This window comes from Faecalibacterium sp. AF28-13AC, assembly GCF_003478405.1.
GTDB classification, from domain to species: Bacteria; Bacillota; Clostridia; order Oscillospirales; family Ruminococcaceae; genus Faecalibacterium; species Faecalibacterium prausnitzii_E.
Genome location: NZ_QUFG01000012.1, coordinates 1 through 23,126 on the forward strand (window position 1 = coordinate 1; position 23,126 = coordinate 23,126).

Annotated in this window: 18 protein-coding genes; 8 read left to right on the forward strand and 10 right to left on the reverse strand. The window is 53.0% G+C overall.

The genetic code is table 11. The features are described from left to right. Positions 1 to 283: 283 nt before the first annotated feature. From DWY95_RS14190 to DWY95_RS14210, 5 genes are all read right to left on the reverse strand, one after another. Positions 284 to 694, reverse strand: coding sequence for a CBS domain-containing protein (locus DWY95_RS14190; protein ID WP_097771710.1), 411 nt, complete (start codon positions 692 to 694; stop codon positions 284 to 286). 1 nt (position 695) lies between these two features. Further along, a complete protein-coding gene (gene kdpC / locus DWY95_RS14195) occupies positions 696 to 1,304 on the reverse strand; it encodes a potassium-transporting ATPase subunit KdpC (RefSeq protein ID WP_118554015.1) in 609 nt (202 codons plus the stop codon). A gap of 171 nt (positions 1,305 to 1,475) precedes the next feature. Next, the gene (gene kdpB, locus DWY95_RS14200) at positions 1,476 to 3,545 is read right to left on the reverse strand and encodes a potassium-transporting ATPase subunit KdpB (RefSeq protein ID WP_118554016.1); all 2,070 of its coding nucleotides are present in this window, start codon (positions 3,543 to 3,545) and stop codon (positions 1,476 to 1,478) included. Between the two features lie 15 nt (positions 3,546 to 3,560). Continuing rightward, positions 3,561 to 5,375, reverse strand: coding sequence for a potassium-transporting ATPase subunit KdpA (gene kdpA, locus DWY95_RS14205; RefSeq protein WP_118554017.1), 1,815 nt, complete (start codon positions 5,373 to 5,375; stop codon positions 3,561 to 3,563). Between the two features lie 187 nt (positions 5,376 to 5,562). After that, a complete protein-coding gene (locus DWY95_RS14210) occupies positions 5,563 to 5,754 on the reverse strand; it encodes a hypothetical protein (RefSeq protein ID WP_097771706.1) in 192 nt (63 codons plus the stop codon). Between the two features lie 867 nt (positions 5,755 to 6,621). On the opposite strand from DWY95_RS14210, the gene DWY95_RS14220 reads away from it, so the two are divergent. Beyond that, positions 6,622 to 6,876 (forward strand): DUF6061 family protein, encoded by a 255-nt coding sequence (locus tag DWY95_RS14220; protein WP_118554019.1) that lies wholly within the window; start codon positions 6,622 to 6,624, stop codon positions 6,874 to 6,876. 133 nt (positions 6,877 to 7,009) lie between these two features. Here DWY95_RS14220 and DWY95_RS14225 read toward each other — a convergent pair whose 3' ends face one another. Continuing rightward, positions 7,010 to 7,876, reverse strand: a complete 867-nt coding sequence (locus DWY95_RS14225) for an AraC family transcriptional regulator (protein WP_118554020.1) — start codon at positions 7,874 to 7,876, stop codon at positions 7,010 to 7,012. A gap of 296 nt (positions 7,877 to 8,172) precedes the next feature. Between DWY95_RS14225 and DWY95_RS14230 the strand changes: the two genes are divergently transcribed. The 6 genes from DWY95_RS14230 to DWY95_RS14255 all read left to right on the forward strand — a co-directional run bounded on the left by DWY95_RS14230 (position 8,173) and on the right by DWY95_RS14255 (position 16,331). Continuing rightward, entirely contained in the window at positions 8,173 to 9,450 is a 1,278-nt protein-coding gene (locus DWY95_RS14230; protein ID WP_118554021.1) for a sugar ABC transporter substrate-binding protein, read from the forward strand. A 23-nt stretch (positions 9,451 to 9,473) separates the two neighbouring features. Continuing rightward, complete coding sequence (locus tag DWY95_RS14235) at positions 9,474 to 10,358, forward strand: sugar ABC transporter permease (protein ID WP_117534935.1); 885 nt, start codon at positions 9,474 to 9,476, stop codon at positions 10,356 to 10,358. 3 nt (positions 10,359 to 10,361) lie between these two features. Continuing rightward, positions 10,362 to 11,198 carry a carbohydrate ABC transporter permease gene (locus DWY95_RS14240; protein ID WP_117506307.1) on the forward strand — a complete coding sequence of 279 codons (837 nt, stop codon included), beginning with the start codon at positions 10,362 to 10,364 and terminating at the stop codon, positions 11,196 to 11,198. A gap of 109 nt (positions 11,199 to 11,307) precedes the next feature. Beyond that, positions 11,308 to 13,554, forward strand: coding sequence for an alpha-galactosidase (locus DWY95_RS14245; RefSeq protein WP_118554022.1), 2,247 nt, complete (start codon positions 11,308 to 11,310; stop codon positions 13,552 to 13,554). Between the two features lie 6 nt (positions 13,555 to 13,560). After that, positions 13,561 to 15,387, forward strand: coding sequence for an alpha-amylase family protein (locus tag DWY95_RS14250; RefSeq protein ID WP_118554023.1), 1,827 nt, complete (start codon positions 13,561 to 13,563; stop codon positions 15,385 to 15,387). An 11-nt stretch (positions 15,388 to 15,398) separates the two neighbouring features. Beyond that, positions 15,399 to 16,331, forward strand: a complete 933-nt coding sequence (locus tag DWY95_RS14255; RefSeq protein ID WP_118554024.1) for a carbohydrate kinase — start codon at positions 15,399 to 15,401, stop codon at positions 16,329 to 16,331. 592 nt (positions 16,332 to 16,923) lie between these two features. On the opposite strand, the gene DWY95_RS14275 is transcribed toward DWY95_RS14255, so the two are convergent. From DWY95_RS14275 to DWY95_RS14285, 3 genes are read right to left on the reverse strand one after another with little or no spacing between them, the layout of a single operon-like run. Further along, complete coding sequence (locus DWY95_RS14275; RefSeq protein ID WP_243082802.1) at positions 16,924 to 17,667, reverse strand: hypothetical protein; 744 nt, start codon at positions 17,665 to 17,667, stop codon at positions 16,924 to 16,926. A gap of 15 nt (positions 17,668 to 17,682) precedes the next feature. Next, complete coding sequence (locus DWY95_RS14280; protein ID WP_118554025.1) at positions 17,683 to 18,270, reverse strand: DUF2812 domain-containing protein; 588 nt, start codon at positions 18,268 to 18,270, stop codon at positions 17,683 to 17,685. After that, positions 18,267 to 18,590, reverse strand: a complete 324-nt coding sequence (locus DWY95_RS14285; protein ID WP_117530195.1) for a helix-turn-helix transcriptional regulator — start codon at positions 18,588 to 18,590, stop codon at positions 18,267 to 18,269. The genes DWY95_RS14280 and DWY95_RS14285 overlap by 4 nt, the downstream gene beginning before the upstream one ends. Before the next feature lie 958 nt (positions 18,591 to 19,548). Between DWY95_RS14285 and DWY95_RS14300 the strand changes: the two genes are divergently transcribed. Continuing rightward, the gene (locus tag DWY95_RS14300; protein WP_337995343.1) at positions 19,549 to 22,167 is read left to right on the forward strand and encodes a family 78 glycoside hydrolase catalytic domain; all 2,619 of its coding nucleotides are present in this window, start codon (positions 19,549 to 19,551) and stop codon (positions 22,165 to 22,167) included. A gap of 109 nt (positions 22,168 to 22,276) precedes the next feature. Here the strand turns inward: DWY95_RS14300 and DWY95_RS14305 are convergent, their stop codons facing one another. Further along, positions 22,277 to 23,125: a TIM barrel protein gene (locus DWY95_RS14305; protein WP_118554027.1), complete on the reverse strand. Its 849-nt coding sequence runs from the start codon at positions 23,123 to 23,125 to the stop codon at positions 22,277 to 22,279. Position 23,126: the final 1 nt, after the last annotated feature.

Here is a 23,126-nt window from a genome sequence, read left to right on the forward strand (position 1 = left end):
AACCGAAAAAGATTTTGAGTTTTCCGCTTTTCTTAGTGGATGCATCGTTACGGATCGCATGAAGAAGCTGATCCGGATCTTGTCTTGGCAGTTCCATTTTAACCCTCCTATCAAAGAAATCTTCCGACCGGAAATCATTGCAAAGGGTGCGGCTATGGTAATAACCCCCATACCTGCAATCCTCCTTTATACCCCTTTATGTGCCCTTAATTATAAATCAAAAGGAGTAAAGAAGGTAAAAGAGAATGCGTATCTGCATTAAAATCGTCTAAAGATGCAGGACTTATTCTTTTTTATCACGAGCTTGTGCCAGAAATTCAATCAGCCGTTTCCTTGTCAGAATCCCGCATAGAGCATTCCGGCCATCAACGATGGGGACAAAATTCTGATTCAGCATTGCAGTTACAACCTGCTCGGAATCTGCATCTATTTGTAACGCAGGGCAAAAATCTCTGCGAACAATGCTGCCAAGTCGGTATCCCTCCTGTACTTTCAAGTCTGTTGTCTGGCAAGCAAGAAGGTGGCGGAGGAAATCTCCCTCCGTCACGCTTCCAATATACTGTTCCTGATCATTCAGTACCGGGACAGCGGTATAGCCATGTACCATAAACCGTTCCAATCCCTGACGAATCGTATCCTTTTCATAAAGAAATACAGTGGAGATTTTGGGAATCATGATTTTAGCTATGTTCATTTCACTTCTCCAGAATACCGTCCAGCATCAGATTGACTTCCAGCACATTGACAGTCTCTTCACCAAAGATGCCAAGGAATCGTCCGTCGGTGCAGTTTTGAATGATCTCACGCACTTCATCTTCGACCATATCATTTGCCTTTGCAATGCGTGCTACCTGATATTCCGCTGCTGCCGGGGAAATATGGGGATCAAGCCCACTGCCGGAACAAGTAACCAGGTCCACCGGAATGGCCGTTTCGTCCATGTCCGGATCGGCAGCCCGGAGCTTTTCTACCCGCTCTGCCACGAGCTGTGCATACTCCTCGCTTGCCGGAGAGAGGTTGGAGGGAGCAGCGTACATCAGTGCCTTTCCGTTTTCATCCGTATAGGTTGAAACATCAATATTCATAATGCGCCCCCACATATGGGCTTCATCTGTATATTGCTGCCCCAGCAGCTCACAGCCGTATTTTTTCCCGTCTACTTCAATGATGCTTCCGTTTGCATTATCCGGGAAAATAAGCTGAGCAATTCCTGTGACAACACCCGTATAGATTACGCCGCACAGCAGCGTAAAGATTAAAAAGATCATACCTGCCTTTGGCAGTACACTTTTTATCGTTTTCATGATAGATACCCCCTTATCCGAAGATTGTGAGAAAAATTTTCTGAAGCAATTCCGGTTCCCACAGGGCGAAACGCAGTGTAATCGCACATAGGACGGCTAAGGTCATTCCAAGAATTCCTTCAAAATACGAGATTGTTTTCTTTGTTATCGCATTCATATTTTGTCTCCCCCTTATACCAGGCCGGTAAACACCAGCAGAACATCGATCAGTTTCACAAAGATAAAGGGAGCCGCCAGACCGCCCAGACCATAAACCAGCAGGTTCCGTGACAGCAGCTTTCCAGCAGAGACCTCACGGTATTTCACACCTTTCAGTGCCAACGGAATGAGCGCGATAATGATGAGTGCATTATAAATGATCGCAGAGAGGACAGCGCTTTGCGGGGAATGCAGCCCCATAATATTCAGAGCAGACAGTCCCGGATAAAGTCCCATAAACAGCGCCGGAATAATGGCAAAGTATTTTGCCACATCGTTGGCAATGGAGAAGGTAGTCAGGCTGCCTCGTGTCATCAAAAGCTGTTTGCCGATGCGAACAATGTCGATCAGTTTTGTGGGTGAAGAGTCCAGATCCACCATGTTACCTGCTTCTTTTGCTGCTTGTGTGCCGCTGTTCATGGCAACTGCAACATCTGCTTGTGCCAAAGCCGGAGCGTCGTTGGTGCCGTCGCCTGTCATGGCGACCAAATGACCCTTGGCCTGAAAATCACGAATCATTGCCAGCTTTCCCTCCGGCGTTGCTTCCGCAAGGAAGTCATCCACACCGGCCTCGGCAGCAATGGCCGAAGCAGTAATCGGATTGTCGCCGGTGATCATAATGGTCTTGATGCCCATTTTCCGCAGATCTGCAAATTTTTCCTTCACACCCTGCTTGATAATATCCTTCAGATAGATAACGCCGAGGATCTTGTGGTTCTTAGCCACAACCAGAGGTGTGCCGCCCTTGGACGCAATAGACTTGACAACTTGATCACAGTCCGGAGAATACATTCCGCCTGCATGGGTCACATAACTCTGCATGGCATCTGCTGCGCCTTTTCGGATTTCGTTGCCGTCAAAGTCGACGCCGCTCATACGAGTCACGGCAGTAAATGGGACAAAATGCATATTCTTGTCCTGAAGGCTTCTGCCACGAATTCCAAACTGTTCCTTGGCCAGCACGACAACGCTTCTGCCTTCGGGGGTTTCATCGGCCAGAGAAGAAAGCTGAGCGGCGTCCGCCAGTTCCTGAATATCAACACCATCTACCGGAATGAACTCCGATGCCTGTCGATTGCCCAGAGTGATGGTTCCGGTTTTGTCAAGCATCAGAATGTCTACATCACCGGCGGCTTCAATGGCACGACCACTCATGGCCAGAACATTTGCCTGGTTCAGTCGGGACATACCGGCAATACCGATGGCAGAAAGCAAGGCACCAATGGTAGTAGGCGCAAGGCACACCAGCAGCGCTACTAAAGTTGTTACAGAGGTGGGATTCTCAATTCCCGCCAGCTTTGCAGAAAAAATAGAATAAGTGTAGAGGGAGACTGTTACTAAAATAAAGATGATGGACAAGGCTACCAGAAAAATCTGCAAAGCAATTTCGTTGGGCGTCTTTTTCCGGGCAGCACCTTCTACCATCGCAATCATCTTGTCCAGAAAGCTCTCTCCGGCTTCGTTGGTCACTCTGACAACGATCCAGTCCGACAGTACAGTGGTGCCGCCGGTCACAGCGCTGCGGTCGCCGCCTGCCTCACGAATTACAGGAGCGGATTCGCCGGTGATGGCGCTTTCATCCACAGATGCCGCACCTTCTATGACTTCGCCGTCTGCCGGAATCTGCTCTCCTGCTTTGACGATCACCAGTTCCCCTTTTTTCAACAGGGCGGATTGAACCACAGTCACGCTGTCCTTCTGCGATACAGAGGGGATTTTATGTGCGTCCACATCCTTTCGGGATGCCCGGAGAGAATCTGCCTGTGCTTTACCACGACCTTCTGCAATGGCCTCGGCAAAATTGGCAAATAGCACGGTAAACCAAAGGATAATGGCAATCGCCAGTGTATATCCGCTTGGAGCGTCTTTTAACCCGAACAGGGATACCACCCAAAGGATACTGGTCAAGATCGCAGACGCAAAAACCAGAAACATGACCGGGTTTTTTGCCTGTGTTTTCGGGCTCAATTTCATAAAAGAATCTTTAATTGCCCTGCCGAGCATTTTCCGGTCGGCAAAAGCAGTTTTCTGTTTTGTACGCATATCTGTAAATCTCCTTTACGCAATGCTGCCAAAGAACTCAGCAAGCGGACCAAGGGCAAGCGCCGGGAAGAAGCTCAGCGCACCGATCAGCAATACCACAACGATTAGCAGGAAAACAAACATTCCATTTGTGGTAGACAAGGTGCCCGCAGTCGTGGCAATTTTCTTTTTCCCAGCCAGGCTGCCTGCGATTGCAAGTGTGCCGATGATGGGCAGGAACCGGGCAAAGAGCATCACCAGTCCCAGACTTACATTCAGAAATACGGTATTCCCATTGAAACCGGCAAAGGCAGAGCCGTTATTGCCGCCACAGGATGAGTAGGCATACAGCATTTCAGAGAAACCGTGGGCACCGCCGTTATGCAGGCTATCCATGACAGAGGGTACTACGGCGGCAAGGCCACTGCCGACCAGAATTGCAATGGGTGTTGCAAGGCAAACCAGTACCGACCATTTCATTTCATAAGGCTCAATTTTCTTGCCAAGGAATTCCGGTGTACGGCCTACCATCAGACCGGCAATGAACACCGTCAGAATAGCAAAAGCAAGCATACCGTAAAGGCCGCAGCCCACGCCGCCGAAAATAACCTCGCCGAGCTGCATCAGCAGCATAGTCACCATACCGGCAAGCGGCGTGTAGCTGTCATGCATGGAGTTTACAGCGCCGTTGGAGGCTGCTGTAGTGAAAGCTGCCCATGTAGAGGACCCTGCAATGCCGAAGCGAGTCTCCTTGCCCTCCATATTGCCGCCTGCCTGTTCGGTCATTGACATATTGACTGCGCCGTTTTGTGCAAGCTGGGGGGTGCCAACCTGTTCAGTGACGGCGATACAGCCCAAAGCAACAACCAGGCAGAGAAACATTGCCATAAAGATCGCAACACCCTGCTTCTTGTTCTTTACTGCAGAACCGAATGTGAAACACAGTGCCGCCGGAATCAGCAGAATGGAAATCATTTCGATCAGATTGGTAAAGGCATTGGGGTTTTCCAAAGGATGTGCGGAGTTGACGCCCATATAACCGCCGCCGTTGGTGCCGGTCTGTTTGATTGCGACCTGGCTGGCCGCAGGACCCATCGGTACGAACTGCTCGGTGACGATCTGTGCATCCGAAACGATTTCGCCATCTACAGTGACGGTTTCGGTGTCTAAGTCAATTACCGCATCCTCAAGGATTTCGCCTTCTGCACTGACGGCAATCGGTTCTACAAAGGATACTGTTTCTGCACTTTTCAGGTTCTGGATCACGCCGCCGCCTACCAGCAACAGAGAAATGACCAGATTCAGCGGGAGTAGGATGTGAACCACGATGCGGGTCAAGTCCACCCAAAAGCTTCCCAACCCGGAGGATTTCACCTTGATAAAGCCACGGATCAATGCAAATAGAACGGCGATACCTGTAGCTGCGGAAACAAAGTTCTGAACAGTCAGACCTAAAGCCTGAGTGAGATAACTCAATGTGGATTCACCGGAATATGCCTGCCAGTTTGTATTGGTAATGAAACTTGCAGAAGTGTTAAATGCCAAATCCCATTTCACACCGGAAAGATGCTGCGGGTTTCCGGGAAGAACTCCCTGCAGAAGTTGAAGCAGGAACAGAAAAACAAGCCCGATACCGGAAAAAATCATTACACTTACCGCACATTTTTTCCATGTCATCTGTTCTTCTCTGTCTACACGCATAACCTTGTAAATCAGGTTTTCGCACGGTGTCAGAACTTTGGACAAAAAAGTTTTCTCGCCGCTCATGACGTTTTTTATGTATGCGCCCAGCGGAATTGCCAAAACGACCAGAATGGCAAGGTATAAAACATACTGAATCATGGTGCTCATGCCTGATCATCTCCCTTCATTAAAATATAGACATACCACAGCAGCATTGCTGCCGCACATACACCTATGAGTGCAATTAGCATTTGCATAAGATTCATCCTCCTTTTTTGCTGTCCCCAATATCATAAAACCTTTCCTCTAAAAATGGCATTAGTGATCTTTTGTGTGTTTAAAGATGAAATAAAGATTACAACCAACCCAAAAGCCATGCCATAGGAAAGGCGATAACGATCGTACTGATACAGACACACGCCAAAACCAGTAATGGCATTCCAACAAAGATGGAGATGGAGCCAAGTAGCGGATGATGCCAAATAAAGCGCTCCGCTTTTGCGTCAAATCTCTGTTCAAATCTTCTCGCCGCATTTGTAATGCTCATAATTGTTCACCTCATTTCTTTCTTGCAAGGCCATAATACCGCTAAAAGTATTAAGAGGGGAAAAGGGTCCTGCAATCGAAACAAAGATTGTATAAGTCTTTGTCGCTCCAGAAAGTGATCTTACGGCTTTGTTCAAGCCTTGTGCGCTTTTGTCTGAAATCCGTCACGCTTTATAACGAGTCGTGATCCTTCAGGGTTTTGCTGCCAAATAGATGTCAAAACAGCAGTATAGCCCGGATGGAGGCGCTGTCGATAAAATAAAAAAAGTGAACCCTCTGGGTATTTCCACCCAGAAAAGTCCACATAGAAAGAGCTGCTTTGGATTTATAAGAGATCGCAGTTGTCCAAATCCCTGCCATGAATCGTAGTTGTGGATGTACATTTGATGCTCGGTCTGAACAGGCTAGATTGCAGCTGCCATTTTGGGCTCGAACCCGACCGATTTCCCGGCTTTGCATAAAAATCCGATACCTGTTTTAAGGGGCTGATTTTGGCTCTGCACATTTTTGCACACCGGAACGGCTGGATAACGGATGCAAGAGGAAACAACAGGTGCAAAGAATGCAGCGGATGCAAAATGTTAATTTACGACAAAACGCTAAAAACGACGAATTTGCGTAATTCCGGAAATTGATGATTGTTGCGCGTTGGTTTCTCTTAATCAGTGGGCCCAGGGTTCGAGTCCCTGGAGGTGCACCACAACAACAAAATCCGAACTTTTTTCCAATAGGAGAAGGGTTCGGATTTTTTGTGTTTTTCGGAAAACAGAATGAATCCATTGCTTCCATCGAAAAACGTCCCAGACCTTATCATAAGAAAGCACGACAGACCACTGTAAGAGTGCCGTAAGGCAGAAAGGGCACGAGTATGAAGTACGATGCAAGAGCCTGCAAATTCAACATGGACGCCGGCTGCGTGGAGCTGCTGTTCCTCCGGGATGGGAGAAAGATTTCCATCAATTGCACCGGGGTCGAGGATGCGCTGGATGTGACCATGGCGCAGCAGACGGAGCTGGATTACCTTATTTACAATGACCCGCTGAGCTATGCTGATTTGATTTTGAATGGTGACCCGGAGGAATATTTGAAAAACGTAACCGGGAGCCATGGGTTAGAAGATTAAACGCAAATAAAAAACAGAGTGCCCCCCTGAATGAACAGCACCCCATTTGTCCGACAGGATTCGGTCTGACAAATGGGGCGTTTTTATATGTTGAAAAAAACGAAAGACGTATAGCGGAGAATGAGAGCAATTTTTATAGTGCAAGATGCTTTGCACGATAGTCCCGTGGGCTGATGCCATATACATTTTTGAACGCACGGGAGAAGTGAAGCTGATTGGGATAGCTGACCATGGTGCTGATGGTGCTGATGGGCAGGCGGCTTTCGGTCAGCAGCTGTGCCGCCCGTGCCATGCGGTAGTGCAGCAGGAATCCCTGCGGGCTTTCGCCCATGGTATCCCGGAACACCTTGCTGAAATAGCTGCGGTTCAGCCCGCAGAAGGAGGAGATATCCTCGATGGAGATATCTTCGCTGTAATGCTGCTCGATGAAGGACAGAGCCTCTTTCATATAGAAGTCCCGCAGGCGGCGGGGACTTTGTGCCTGATGGGAGGCCGAGGACTGTACAAGCTGATCCAGAAACAGAAAGCCGTAGCCGATCTGACGCAGGGGGCTGTCCTGACTGTGATTTACAAGGAAGAGCATCTGCTCTTGCAACAGCTGCCCGGCTTTGGCGCTTGCAGGCGAGTACACAGGGTTCTGTCCGCTGATGCCTGCAAGGTTCAGGGCTTCGTGGGCACGCAGACCGTCAAACTCGATCCATGTGTATTCCCACGGATCCTGTTCATCGGCACGGTAGGTAGTGACCTCACCCGGAGTGATCAGAAAACCATGCCCGCCCTCGATGGCGTATTCCTGTCCGTTTGCAAGCAGCAACCCTTTGCCGGAGATGACATAGTGGAACAGATAGTGGTTGCGGGCATAGGGACCATAGGAGTGCAGAGGCTCTGTCTGCTCCCAGCCATATTGGTATAAGTTGAGATCGACGAATCGCTCATCCTGAAACACATGGAACCTGAATGTTGTTTCCGTTGATACGTTTCTTTTTGTACATTCTTGCATACAAGATGCCTCCTGTCCGCTTTTTCTTATTATATACCAAAATGCGTTATGACTTCAACATAATTCGCAGTATTCCTTCAAATTGAGATATAACAAGTCGCATTTTTGCATTTACGAAACCACTGGCAGATAGTATAATAATGGCACAACAAGAGAAAAGAAACTGTGCAATGTGATGATGCACAAAATTTTCTCGCTGCTTTTGTAAGAGCTGACAAAAGCAAGAAAATCGACCCGGCCGGTGCGACACCGTACGAAGATCACCCTACGGAATAATGACTTTGGAGGAGAAAAAAATGAAGATCTCTCGCAGACAATTCGTAAAGGCAATGGCAGCAATGAGCGCCGCATCCATGCTGGCAGCCTGCGGCGGCAGCAGCGGCAACGGTTCTTCCGGCGGCAAGAAGGCACTGACCTTCCAGATCTGGGACGTTGCACAGAAGGAAGGCATGGAGGCGATGTGTGCCGCCTACACCCAGCAGCACCCGGAGGTCAGCATTGAGGTGCAGGTCACCAGCTGGAACGAATACTGGACCAAGCTGGAGGCTGCAGCCACCAGCAACCAGATGCCGGATATTTTCTGGATGCACACCAACGAGCTGCTGAAGTATGCCGACAACGGGATTCTGGCAGACTGCACCGACATTGTGGAGAAGGACAAGTTCTCGGAGGTCTCGCTGTCCAACGCCATGGGCTCCAACGGTACCCTGTATGCAGTCCCCAAGGACAAGGACACGGTCGGTCTGGTGTATAACAAGGAGATGTTCGATGCTGCCGGTGTAGCTTACCCGGACGAGAACTGGACTTGGGACGATCTGGTCAGCGCATCCGAGAAGATCTACGCTGCCACCGGCAAGTACGGCTATATGGCATACGCCGATGACCAGCTTGGCTACTGGAACTTTGTGTATCAGGCCGGCGGCTACATCCTGAACGAGGACAAGACTAAGGCGGGCTTTACCCAGCCTGCCACCGAAAAGGCAATGAAGTTCTACATCGGTCTCCAGCAGAACGACTGGTGCCCGGACCAGACCTACTTTGCCGAGACCGCTCCCGGCACTGCATTCTTCTCCGAGAAGGGCGCAATGTTCCTGGAAGGCGACTGGAACATCCTTGCCGAGCTGCAGAACTACCCCGAAATGGTGGGCAAGTGGGATGTGGCGGTTCTGCCCAAGTGCCCCGACCCGGAAAGCGGAGACGGCCGTGCTACCATCTCCAACGGTCTGTGCTACGCGACTGCTGCCAGCAACAAGAATCTGGACACCGTGAAGGATATCCTGAAGTTCTTCGGCAGCGAGGAGGGCCAGCGCATTCAGGGTGAAAGCGGTGCGGCCATCCCTGCCTATCAGGGTCTGGAGGATACCTGGGCAGGCTGCTTTGCAGAGTATCCCATCAATATCCAGTGCTTCATTGAGATGTTTGAGTACAGCATTCAGAGCGTCAACAACGCCTCTCGCCCGGAGTGGAAGAGCAAGGTCAATGATGAGCTGCTGAAGATCTACGCAGGTACCGAGGATATCGACACCGGCCTGCAGAAGATGCAGGACATTGTGGATCAGGCGAGTGCGGGCTGAAAATGCAGCTTGGGAGGAACCAAATGAAAAGCACATCAAAACTGGGTCGGGATGGGCGTTTCTGGGGGCTGGTCATGGTAGCTCCCACCATCCTCGGTCTGATGATCCTGAATATTATCCCGTTCTTCCAGACCATCTACATGAGTTTTTCCAAGACGAAAGCCTTTGGAGCCTATCAGTTCTGCGGTCTGGAAAACTACCTTGAAATGTTCCGCAATGCGGAATTCTGGAAGGCAAACTGGAACTCCATCTACTTCTGCATCCTCACTGTGCCGGTGGGCGTTTTTCTGGCGCTGATCGTGGCAGTGCTGCTGAACGCAAAGATCAAGGGCAAGACCGCCTTCCGCGCCATCTTCTTCCTGCCCATGGTGGTGGCTCCTGCTGCGGTAGCAATGGTCTGGAAGTGGATCTTCAATGCGGAGTACGGCATTCTGAATCAGGTCCTTGGCACGAACATCCGCTGGCTGACCGACCCCAAGATCGTTCTGGTCACCTGTGCCATCGTTTCCATCTGGAGCTCCATCGGCTACGATGCCGTGCTGCTGCTGTCCGGCATCCAGAACATTTCCCAGTCCCTGTACGAAGCCGCCGAGCTGGACGGCGCATCCAAGATCCGCCAGTTCTTCAGCATTACGCTGCCCATGGTGTCGCCCACCCTGTTTGTGGTGCTCATTATGCGTCTGATGGCTTCCCTGAAGGTCTACGATCTGATCTACATGATGGTGGAGCAGACGAACCCTGCGCTGACCAGTGCACAGAGCCTGATGTACCTGTTCTACCGCGAGAGCTTTGTTGCCGGCAATAAGGGCTACGCATCGGCCATTGTGGTGTGGACCGTGCTGCTGATCGGTCTGGTCACCCTGGTGCAGTTCATCGGTCAGAAGAAGTGGGTCAATTACGAGGTGTAAACTATGAATGCCAGTCTGAAAACCAGAAAGAATGTCGTAACGTTCTTTACCTATCTGGTCTTGATCCTCGGCAGCATCAGCATGATCTTCCCCTTTGTATGGATGGTGCTCACCAGCTTCAAGACGCAGGCCGAGTCTATGGCGATCCCGCCGCAGATCCTGCCCTCCCATTGGAATCTGGACAGCTTTGTCAAGGCATTGCAGAGCCTGCCCTTTACCAACCTCTACGTCAATACGGGTCTGTTGATCCTGTTCCGTGTGATCTTTGCGGTGGTGTTCAGCTCCATGGCAGGCTATGCCTTTGCCAAGCTGGAATTTCCCTGCAAAAAGCTGCTGTTCGGTCTGGTGCTGATCCAGATGATGCTGCCGAGCCAGATCTTCATTATTCCGCAGTACCAGATGCTGGCAAAGATGGGAGCCACCAACTCCATCTTCGCGCTGGTGTTCCCCGGTCTGGTCAGCGCCTTCGGTACCTTCTTTCTGCGGCAGGCGTATCTGGGCATCCCCAACGAGATCGCAGAGGCAGCGTATCTGGACGGCTGCAACAAGTGGCAGACCTTCGTCAAGGTCATGCTGCCGCTGACCGGCCCCAGCATGGCGGCACTGGCCATCTTTACGGCGGTGTTCGCTTATGCTGACCTGATGTGGCCGCTGATCTGTAACACCGATCTGAACATGATGACCCTGTCTGCCGGCCTTTCTACCCTGAACGGTCAGTACACCACCAACTTCCCGGTGCTGATGGCAGGCAGCCTGCTGGCCATGATCCCCATGGTGATTTTGTACCTGATCTTCCAAAAGCAGTTTATTCAGGGCATTGCCATGACCGGCGGTAAATAAGCAATTCACATTTCTCCTTCATCATAGCCGACAGGCGGGTAGCCGTTCCGACACGACCGCCTGCCTGTCGGCATTTTTGTTGGAAATAATTCTTTGAGGTGTTGAACTAATGAGCATTCGATTTGATTCTGACTCCCGCATTTTTGTATTGGAGACCGCCCATACCAGCTACCACATGAAGGTGGATGCGCTGGGGCACCTGCTGCATCTGTACTACGGCAAAACCATCGGCACCGGGGACCTGATGCAGCTGTATCCTCGCACAGACCGGGGATTCTCGCCGGATTACTACGCTTACCGCACCCACCGGGGCATTTCCCCGGATCTGCTCCCGCAGGAGTATACCGGCTGCAACGTGGGTGATTTCCGCATCTCCTGTCTGACAGTCGCAGACGAAAAAGGTGCATTCGGTGCGGATTTCACCTATGTTGATCATACAATAGAATCCGGCAAATACTCCCTGACCGGTCTGCCCTGTGCCCACGCAGAGGAAAACGATGCCGAGACCCTGATCGTCCGAATGCAGGACGAGGCCACCGGTCTGACGCTGGAGCTGCTGTACGGCGTGTTTGCACAGCAGGATGTCATCACCCGTGCGGTGCGGCTGACAAACCACGGAGATACCCCGCTGCGGCTGGACAAGGCGGCATCTGCCTGTCTGGATCTGCCCTTTGGCAGATGGGATCTGCTGCATTTCCACGGCAGACACGCCATGGAACGGCAGCTGGAGCGGGAAGCTGTGGGCACCAATATCCAGACCATTTCTTCGGTGCGGGGCAGCTCCAGCCACCACAATAACCCCTTCCTGATCCTCTGCCAGCGGGATGCAACGGAGACCAGCGGTGCCTGTTACGGGGTGATGATGGTCTATTCCGGCAGCTACCAGATGGACGTGGAGCGCTCTCAGACCGGGCTTGTCCGGGTAGTGAGCGGCATTCAGGAGGAGCGCTTTGCATGGAACCTGAAGCCGGGCGAAACCTTTGATACCCCGGAGGTGATCCTCTCCTTTGCGGCAGAGGGTCTGACCCCGCTTTCCCAGCAGTACCACCGCTTTTTGCGGCGCAACATCTGCCGCGGCCCATGGAAGGACAAGCGCCGCCCGGTGCTGATCAACAACTGGGAGGCCACCTATTTTGATTTCAACACCGAAAAGATCGTAAAGATCGCGGAAAAAGCGGCCTCTCTCGGCGTGGAGATGATGGTGCTGGACGATGGCTGGTTCGGCACCCGGAACGATGACAATCAGGGTCTGGGCGACTGGACTGTGAACTGCGAAAAGCTGCCCGGCGGACTGGACCCACTGATTGAGCAGATCCATGCACTGGGCATGAAATTCGGCCTGTGGATCGAACCGGAAATGGTCAACGAGAACTCCCAGCTGTACCGCACCCATCCGGACTGGGCGCTGACCCTGCCCGGACGCAAGCCCGCCATGGGGCGCAACCAGCTGGTGCTGGATCTCTCCCGCCCGGAGGTGGTGGACTATCTGGCAGAAGCCATCGGCAAGCTGCTGCGGGAGCATCACATCGAGTATATCAAGTGGGATATGAACCGCAGCATGAGCGATGTGTACAGCCGTGCTTTCCCTGCCGAGCAGCAGGGTGAGATCATGCACCGCTATATGCTGGGCGTTTATGCGCTGGCAGAGCGGCTGACGCAGGGCTTCCCGGAGGTGCTGTTCGAGGGCTGCGCAGGCGGCGGCGGACGCTTTGATGCCGGAATGCTGTGCTACTATCCCCAGATCTGGTGCAGTGATGATACCGATGCCATTGAACGGTTGACGATCCAGCACGGCACCTCCTTTGGCTATCCGGTCTGCACCATGGGTGCTCATGTTTCTGCCTGCCCCAACCACCAGACCGGCCGCACGACCCCCATCGACACCCGTGCTGTGGTGGCAATGAGCGGCACCTTTGGCTACGAGCTGGATCTGGGCAAATTAAAGCGCGCCGAGTGCACTGCAGTGAAAAATCAGATCAAGCGGTTCAAGCGGCTGAACGACCTGATCCGTACCGGCGATTATTACCGGCTGACCGACCCGGCAGAAAACGCATATTTCACGGCATGGCAGTTTGCCGCAGAGGACGGCAGCGAGGCACTGCTGAATCTGGTGGTGACCCATCCGCAGGCGAATCCCTTGCCCATCCACCTGTGCTTCCGTGGGCTGGAAGAAGATGCTGTGTATGAACTGGATGGCATCGACTATTTCGGCTCTCAGTATGCCCACGACGTAGAGGACGGCATTCACAAGGGGATGCGGTTCAGCGGCAGCACGCTGCTGTATGCGGGGCTTGTCCTGCCGCAGCTGTTTGGCGATTACCCCAGTGTGCAGCTTCATCTGACTCGAAAAGGATAAAAGGATATGAAGGATCAAACTGCATTTTCTGCCCGCTTTGCCCGCCATAAGGACGAGCTGGAATGGCTGTTCATGGAACTGTACCACAACCGGGAAGGGCTGGAGGTTCTGGAGCGTGAGATGGCACAAGCCTACAACGCCCGCAGCGCTGAGTTGAAAGCACTGGACAAGGCACGCTCTGCCGACCCGGACTGGTACAAGCGTGGCAATATGTTCGGCATGACCATGTACACCGACCTCTTTGCCGGGAACCTGAAAGAACTGGCAAAGAAGCTGACCTACCTCAAGGAGCAGAAGCTGACCTATCTGCACCTGATGCCCCTGTTGCAGATGCCCCACCCCCACAACGATGGCGGCTATGCGGTGGAGGATTTCGATACCGTAGACCCGACTCTCGGCACCAACAAAGACCTGGAAAACCTGACCCGTGAACTGCGGAAAGCCGGCATCAGCCTGTGTCTGGATTTTGTCATGAACCACACCGCCAGCACCCACCGTTGGGCAATGGCGGCAAAAGCCGGAGATGCAACCTATCAGGCGTATTATCACTGCTACGATGACCGCACCATCCCCGACCAGTACGAGCAGACCGTGCCGCAGGTGTTCCCCAACACCGCACCCGGCAACTTTACATGGTGCGAGGAGATGCACAAGTGGGTGCTGACCACCTTCCACGATTACCAGTGGGATCTGAACTATGCCAACCCGGCAGTGTTCGTGGACATGACCAAGAGTATCCTGCACCTTGCAAATCTCGGTGTGGAAGTGTTCCGCATTGACGCGGTGCCCTATATCTGGAAGCAGCTAGGCACCACCTGCCGCAATCTGCCGCAGGTGCACACCATCGTGCGGATGCTCCGCATGGTGCTGGAATGTGTCTGCCCGGCGGTCATCCTCAAGGGCGAGGTGGTCATGGCTCCCAAAGAGCTGGCTGCTTACTTCGGCACGCCCGAAAAGCCGGAATGCCACACGCTCTACAACGTGTCCACCATGGTCAACCTGTGGGGTGCCCTTGCCAGCCGGGACACCCGGCTGCTGAAAGCGCAGTTGGATGCCCTGCACGCCCTGCCGGACAACTGCTGGTTCGTGAACTATCTGCGCTGCCACGATGACATCGGCTGGGGTCTGGACGAAGCGGTGGAAAACCGGCTCGGCATTGACCCGCAGAAGCATAAGGAGTATCTCTACCACTTCTACGAGGGCAACTTCCCCGGAAGCTGGGCAAAAGGCGAGCTGTACAACTACGACCCCGCCACCGGCGACGCCCGCAGCTGCGGCACCACCGCCAGCCTGTGCGGCGTGGAGCAGGCACTGGAAAAGGGCGATAAAATCGCACTGGACTACGCCGTGAAGCGTGACCTGCTGCTGCACACCGCCATGGCATTCTTGCAGGGCTTCCCCATGCTGAACTGCGGCGACGAGATCGCCCAGCGCAACGGCTGGGACTACAAAAACGACCCCGACCGTGTGGAGGACAGCCGCAATCTGCACCGCAGCAAATTCAACTGGGAGGACGCAAAGCAGCGCACCCGAAAGGGCACGCTGCAAAACCAGCTGTGGCAGGGCATGGAGCAGCTGCGCCAAATGCGGGCAGACCCCTGCTTTGCCCCGGATGCGTGGGTGACTACATGGGACAGCCACAACCCCGGCGTGCTGGCACTGGTACGCAAGCGCGGCGAGGAAACGCTGGTGGGACTGTTCAACTTTACCGAGTACCCGGCAGGAGCCAGTCTGGACGCTCTGGGCGGCGAGTATCAAACCGCAGATGGAGCTTCCGTCTGGCTGGCGGATGTGGAGCTGGAGCCGTATCAGGCGCTGCTAGTACGCCGCTGAAAGGAGCAGCTATGGATATTGTAACGATTGGTGAAGTTTTGATCGACCTTACCCAGACCGGCAAGGATGAACGCGGCATCCCGCAGTTTGCCGCAAACCCCGGCGGTGCCCCGGCAAATCTGGCGGTGGCTGCTGCCCGGCTGGGGGCACAGACTGCCTTTATCGGCAAGGTGGGTGCAGACGCCTTTGGCCGCTACCTGAAAGAGGTTCTGGCAGAAAACAAGGTAGACGTTTCCGGCATGGCGGTGGATGCAGACCACCCCACCACCATGGCAGTCGTGTCGGTGGATGCCACCGGTGAGCGGAATTTCAGCTTCTACCGCAGCGCCAATGCCGATGTGATGCTGAGCAAAGAAGACATTTCGGAGGGCGCTCTGAAAGCTGCCAAAATCGTGCACTTTGGCTCGGTCAGCCTGACCGCTGACCCCTCCCGCACCGCTACGCTGGATGCTGCTGCCCGCGCAAAAAAGCTGGGAGCAATCATCACCTACGACCCCAATTACCGGGCGAACCTCTGGAAGAACAAAGAGGATGCCATTGCCCAGATGAAAGCCCCCCTGCCGCTGGTGGATATTTTGAAGGTTTCGGACGAAGAACTGCCCCTGCTTACCGGCACCACCGACTGTGCCGAGGGCACAGCCCAGCTTGCCCAGAACGGCATCCGGCTGATTTTCGTCACCTTGGGTGCAAACGGCGTATTCTACCGCTTTGGGGAGAAAACTGGCCATGTGGCTGGCGTCCCCTGCAAGGTGGGCGATACCAACGGCGCAGGCGATACCTTCTTTGGGGCTGCCCTGTCCAAGCTCTGCAAGGAGGAGCTGAATACCCTGACCGTGGACAAGCTGGAAAGCATTCTGGTCTTTGCTAATAAAGCTGCCAGCATCACCACCAGCCGCCACGGTGCTATCCCTGCCATGCCTACATTGGAAGAAATCGAAAAATAACAGAACCGGCCACCGACCTGTAGCAAATCATACAGGCCGGTGGCCGGAAACCATGGGTTAGAAGATTAAGGACAAAATAAAAAACAGGGCGCGTCCACCCGGACGCGCCCTGCCAAAGACCACAGACGATAACGATATGTACAGCAGGGCGTTCCCCGTCGGGAACGCTCTGTTTTTCTTTGCTGGGGGTGTGATGGGCCTGTTCCGCCTGCCACGCGGCAAGCTCGCGTTTGCGCAGCGCAGCGGAGCAATGAAAGCCCCAGTGGGGCTTTTAAGCGACCGAACGGTCTTGCGCAAGCAAGATGGAGGGGCCTTGCCCCGACAAGTGACCGTTGACCTTCCTCGCTGTTCCAGCAGGCAAGGGTGGCCGGGTAGAATGCCCGTGCCAGACGTTCGATGGCTTCATCGGAATAAGGGGAAGTGTTTGTGGACTTTTTCTTTTTGTTCAAACGCACGCTCCTTTGATCGTCCCACCGTGGCAAAGCCAGGCAAGAAAATCAAAGTTCCATTTTTTATCAGGCGCAAGGGCGCGGATGCTTTCCGCCCTGCACTTGCGGCTGGTGGCTCGTTGATGGCTTATAAGTGCCTGTCGTTATGCGACTTTTTCATCGTTCAGCATTTCTTCAAACTGTGCCATATACGCCTTGTGCTGTTTGAGAATCTTCGTAGTCTCCACTTTCACATAGGCATCATCAGGCACCTTGGGGAGATACTTCATCAGGAAATCAACATCTTGCTGGATGCGCCGGACGGCAGCTTCCAGTGCAGAATAGTTGATTCCGTAGATTCGTTTCTGCGGAGCAGAGCGGTCCTCCGGATGCAGAATCTCGTGCACGATCTGCTTGCGATTCGGAAAATCTGCCCTGGCAAGACGGTGCATATCGGCATCACGGACTTTGAACTGCCCGGACAAGATTTTCTCCTGCATACCGGGTATCATCTGATCCATGATTTGAACGCCTCGCATGAACTTTTCAGAACGGGCAACATAGGATTCGCTGACATTGTGTTGCTCCGCAATCTGCTTGCGGACGCTGTTTTCCGTAGCAGTGGGAGGAATTGTGTCAATTTGACACAATTCCTCCTGAACGGCTTCCTGAGTGGTTGCTGTATACTGATTGTTGCCGTTTCCACCGGGCTTTCGATGTTCCACACTGTACTGCTTTCCAATGAGGAACTTCTTCTGCTCCGGGGTGAGGTTGCGCCGCCCCAACTGGTTCTTACAAATCCAAGCGAGAACTTCTTCTCTGCTTTCAAACGGGAGCGGCATGGTGGAGAAAGAGATTTCGGGATTTCTATAAATAACAATCAAGAGGGCGACAGCTTTTGTTGTCACCCTCTTGATTATTATTTATTGTTCCCACGTTTTGGCTTTTTGTCGGACATTTATAATTTGGAGCTGGTATAGAATGCTGGGAATTGCAGAAACCAATGAAAAAATACCCAAGACAATAGAATGCTTGATAATCGCAAACAGTGCGAATAGGAGCAGCAGGAATAGCCATGGGTTACGCAAATTGCGGTAGTATTTTTCTTTGTCGGCGTAAGAAGTATGAAGTTCAAAAGGCTTTCCGTCGTTTGATTTTTCTACAATCAATAGTTCCCTGTTAAAAGTTGTTGCGTTTGTTGCAATACGACCGCCCATTTCCGCCCATGGACGCAATCGAACTTTTCCGACAGAATAGTTTAGATTGATATTCTTGAAAAATACCTTGTAGCCCATATCCTCCAAAAAATCAGCGTAGTCCGTTGCATTCTCTTTTGATTTTTCTCCGATAAACTCTACACAATAGGTCACTTCATCAGGACTGCATTCTTCAAATTCATAGAGCACCCTCCCTGTCCGGACAAGTCGATAGCCTTTTTCGGACATTTTGTTTAACCATTTTGCCTGTGCATTTAGCAATCCACCAAAGAAGCGATAACATTTTTTACTCATACTGCACCTCCAATAATTTCACTTGCAATGCTTACAAGTTCGTTTAGTCTTGCAAGCTCTTTTTCTGCAATTTCTTTTCCCTGTGCTGTAATGTGGTATTCTTTTTTTCTTCCCTCACTATCGCCATAAGGTTCAATCCACTTCTTGTCCTGCAAAGAGTTTAATGCTCCATATAAAGTGCCTGCGCCTAGGGAAAGCCGTCCGTCTGTTTTTTCTTCAATAAACTGCATAACAGCGTATCCGTGTTTTGGCGTATAAAGAGAAAGCAAAATATAAAAGGTGACTTCTGTAAGCGCACCACCTTTTGCATTATCGCGCATGGTTTGCCTCCTTGTTACGGTTACTGTAATAAATATATCACTAACCGTAATATTCGTCAAGCAGACTCAGGAAAATTATATAATGGGTGTGTGAAAGAAGAACAGTCTGCTCTCTATTTGGTTTGTTGTTCGGCGTGTCGTGGTGCTGAGAATTGCTAGGGGTCGATTGAACATTCGTTTTGGTCATTGTACCTCCTGTCTGTTCGATAACTCCTCGGTGAAGTTATGTAAAGCACGACACGCCGTTGCTGTTCGCACCATCAGGTGCGAACCATGAGCAGGGTTTGGGGTGGGACCGCGTTTGCGAAGCGCAGCGCAGCAATGAAAGCCCCAGTGGGGCTTTTAAGCGGCAGCGCGGTCTGCGATAGCAGATGGAGGGGCGTTGCCCCGACAAGCGCTACCCCAACAAGATCACTTCGGAAATGCAGACGCATTGTAGAAGTGAAGTCCCGGATGGACAGGAAATTTTCAAGGTACAACTCCCGTAAAAGAAAAATACCACCCTGCAAGACAGGCGAAAAATTTTGTCGGGTGAATCGGCGGCAAAATGAATCGGGTGTGTTGCGGAGCGGTAAATCTTTCAGGGAAAATCCACGGTGAGGCAGCGTTCAAAATGAACACGACCACATCTTGTAGAGGGTTTCAAACCAATCCACAAGAACGGTGGAATTTAGAAGAAAAATACCACAGTATGTAGAATGCGTCAAGAGGATTTTGAGAGATTTATGCCAGTAAAGTGGAGAGAGTAGGACTTATTTTATCGTGCAATCCCTGCCTTACCCAAAGTATAACAGGAGAACCGCAGACAGTACGGATGAAAAATCGTGAAGCAAGATGAATTTTTTGGATTATCATAAATAGCACGACTTTTTGACCGACAACACAAATTTTTGCACCCTTATTCCGTGGGATTCTCTTTATAATAAGAACAGAAATCAAACGGAAAAAGGAGATGTGGATGATGCAAGCAACAAACCTGAAAACGAATCATCTGACCCAGCCTCTCGGCATAGATGCCGGGACGCTGTTTTTATCGTGGCAGTGCGCCGAAGGCGTGCGCCAGACCACCTACGAAATCGAAGTGACCGCCGGAGCTGAAACGCTGTGGGCAAGCGGAAAGATCTTGAGCAGTGTGATGCACACCGAAACGCCCACCCCTGTGCCGCCCAAGACGCAGGGACAGTGGCGCATCCGGCTGTGGGATGAAAACGACCAGCCCGGTGCGTGGAGCGAAGCCGTCTTTGAAACGGGTCTGCCCTTTGCCGACTGGCAGGGCGTGTGGGTCTGCCCGGAAACGGAAGAGCCGGATATCGATTGCACCGATGCAATCAACGCCTTTGCAAAGCCCAACTGGGAGCAGAAGCAGGTGGCACTGGAAGCCTCCGGCAAAGGGCAGGCGCAGCCGTATCAGCCCCACCGTCCGGCAAGCTATCTGCGCAAGGTGTTCACAGCCCCGGCAGGAGAAAGCAAGCGGCTGTATATTACCGCCAAGGGTCTATATACGGCATGGCTGAACGGCAAGCGGGTCGGCGATATGGTGCTTGCTCCCGGCAGCTTTACCGCAGACAAGCACCTTGGGGTACAGACCTACGATGTGACAGGGCTTGTTCATCCCGGCGAGAATGAACTGCTCATCGCACTGGGCGATGGCTGGTACCGCAGCACTTCCGGCGTGGATGGTGACCGCGACCTGTTCGGCAAGGAACTGGCTGTCCTGTTCCAGCTGGAAGTGGATGGCAAGGCGGTCTGCGTTTCGGACGATGCCATGGAAGCAACCCAGTGCGGCCCCGTCCGCCAGAACGATCTGCAGCAGGGCGAAGTGTACGATGCCCGGCTGGAAGGAGAACTGACCGGCTGGCACGGCGTGAAGACTGCACCCAACACGCTCCCCCTCATTGGCATGAACACCGTGCCCATCCGGGAACAGGAAGCCTTTGCGGGCAGGCTGTTCCGCACACCCAATGGAGAAACGGTTCTGGATTTCGGGCAGAATATGGCAGGTTATGTAGAAATGAAGCTGACTGCCCACGAAGGTCAGAAAATCCGTCTGCTCTGCGGCGAAACGCTGGACGAGAACGGCAACTTTACGCAGGAGAACTTTCAGGACCGGAACCGCCACAAAGAGGGCGGCACGGCACAGATGCTGGAACTGATCTGCAAAGAGGGCGAAAACCACTATAAGCCCAGTTTTACCATCATGGGCTTCCGGTACGCAAAGGTGGAAACGGACATCGACCTGACCGGCGCAGAGTTTACCGCCCATGCCGTCTATTCGGAGATGCCGGTGACCGGCAGCTTTGGGTGCGGCAATGCGGATGTGAGTCAGCTGGTGCAAAACAGTGTGTGGAGCCAGAAGGGAAACTTCTGCGATATCCCCACCGACTGTCCTACCCGTGAGCGTGCCGGCTGGACGGGCGACATGGGGGTGTTCATTGAAACCGGTCTGACCCTGATGGATTGCTACCCGGTGGTGGAAAAATGGCTGGCAGAATGCCGCCTGAACCAGTACCCGGATGGGCGCATGGCAAACATTGCCCCGCCCACCAGCCGCCCCGGTTATATGACCCCCATGCTCTGCATGTCGGCGGGCTGGGGCGATGCTGCCATTCTGGTGCCCTACGCTCTTTATCAGCGTACCGGCGACCGCAAGATCCTGGCAGACAACTACGAGATGATGCAGAAGTGGTATGCGTTCCTGCTGGGTCGTGCCCAGCAGACCACCGAGGAGCAACAGACCGGCGAGTACGCCAGATATACCGTCCTGAACGGTCTGGACTACGGCGAATGGTGCGAGCCGGGCATCACCCCCATGCAGGCGATGATGAACCCCCGCAAAAGTGTGGGTACGGCGTATCTGGCTTATTCCGGGCGGCTTCTGGCAGAAATTGCACAGGCACTGGGCAAGGCAGAGGACGCAGCGCAGTACCGTGACACAGCGGAAAAAGCCCGCCTTGCCTATCATGCCGCCTTTACGGATCATGGGAAGATCACATCCGACCGGCAGTGCGAATATGTCCGTGCCATGGCATTCGGTCTGTTGGATGAAGCTGAGAGCCAGACTGCCGCCGACCAGCTGAACCAGATGGTGCTGGAAAACGGCTGCCACCTGAACACCGGCTTCCTTTCCACGCCCTTCCTCTGTGAGATGCTGGCAAAGTATGGTCATGCGGACACCGCTTACAAGCTGCTGCTGCAGGATACCGCCCCCAGCTGGCTCTATGAGGTCAAACAGGGCGCTACCACCGTCTGGGAAACGTGGACGGGCATTGACACCAATGGACACCCCAGTGAATCGCTGAACCATTATTCCTACGGCGCGATCTGCGGCTGGCTGTTCGGCGGTGTGTGCGGCATCCATCTGGCAGGGGAGATCCTGACCATCGCTCCCACCCCGAACCCTGCACTGGGTTGGGCAAAAGCGGTGTACGATTCCCCGGTGGGGCGCATTGAAAGCGGCTGGCAGTATGCAGGCGATGCCGTGACCTACACCATCACCGTGCCCTGTAATCTGACCGCAGAGGTTGCCCTCCCGGATGGCAGAAACCTGACCTTGCAGCCGGGAACCCATATCCTGTAACGCAAAAAGATTCCCCGCAAAACACAACGCCCCACACCGGAAGGAATAACCGGTGCGGGGCGTTGCTTTTATGGGGTAATGAAGAAGGAAATGATGAGAAAATGGCAGATCAGAATTTTTGTGCAAGGTATTTTGCACTGAGCTGGAAGCTCTTGACAGGGGAATTGTCTACCCAGTTGCGGTGGCTTTCCAGAATGATGGCATCTACATTCACGGCAAGTGCCTGTGTCATCAGGCTGTCCAGATCCATGTTGCCGGTGCCCAGCTCCATACTGTCGGTTTTCAGAATGGGGGTTATGGCACTGCCGGAGAGCCGCGTGCCCCGGTCGTTGATGTGCCACAGCTTCATGCGCGGGCCAAGCCGCTGCATCCACGCCAAGGCGTTTGCACCGCCCTCGGTGAACCAGTAGCTGTCAAACTCAAAGTTGACGAAGGCCGGATCGGTCTCCTCTAAAAGAATATCGTAAGCACGCTTTTCTGCGTTCACAGGACGCAGCTCGCAGTTGTGGTTGTGGTAGAGCAGGTGGATGCCCTCTTTTTGCAGAGTCTCACCCGCCTTGTTCAGGCGTTTTGCCAGTTCATGCATCGCGGCTTCATCGCCGTAATCAAAGCGGTACATCCCGGTGATGACCACATACTCCGTGCCAAAACTCTTTGCTTCCTCGGCCACTGCATGGGCATCCCGTTCCAGACTGCCAAGGTCGGTGTGCAGGCTGACCACCTTCAGGTCGGCTTCCTGCACCAGCTTGTGCCAGTCCAGATTGCCGCCCTTGCCCACCGGCATTCCGGCGGCTTTGGTCAGCAGCTTAACCAGAAATCCAATGGGATGGATCATAAATCCACACAGTTCAATGCCGTCGTACCCGGCGGCTTTCATGGCGGCAAGGGTCTCTTTGGCCTGCTGTTCGTTGTTCAGTACAGTGCCCAGCATAAATTGCTGCACGGCTTTGATGGGCATG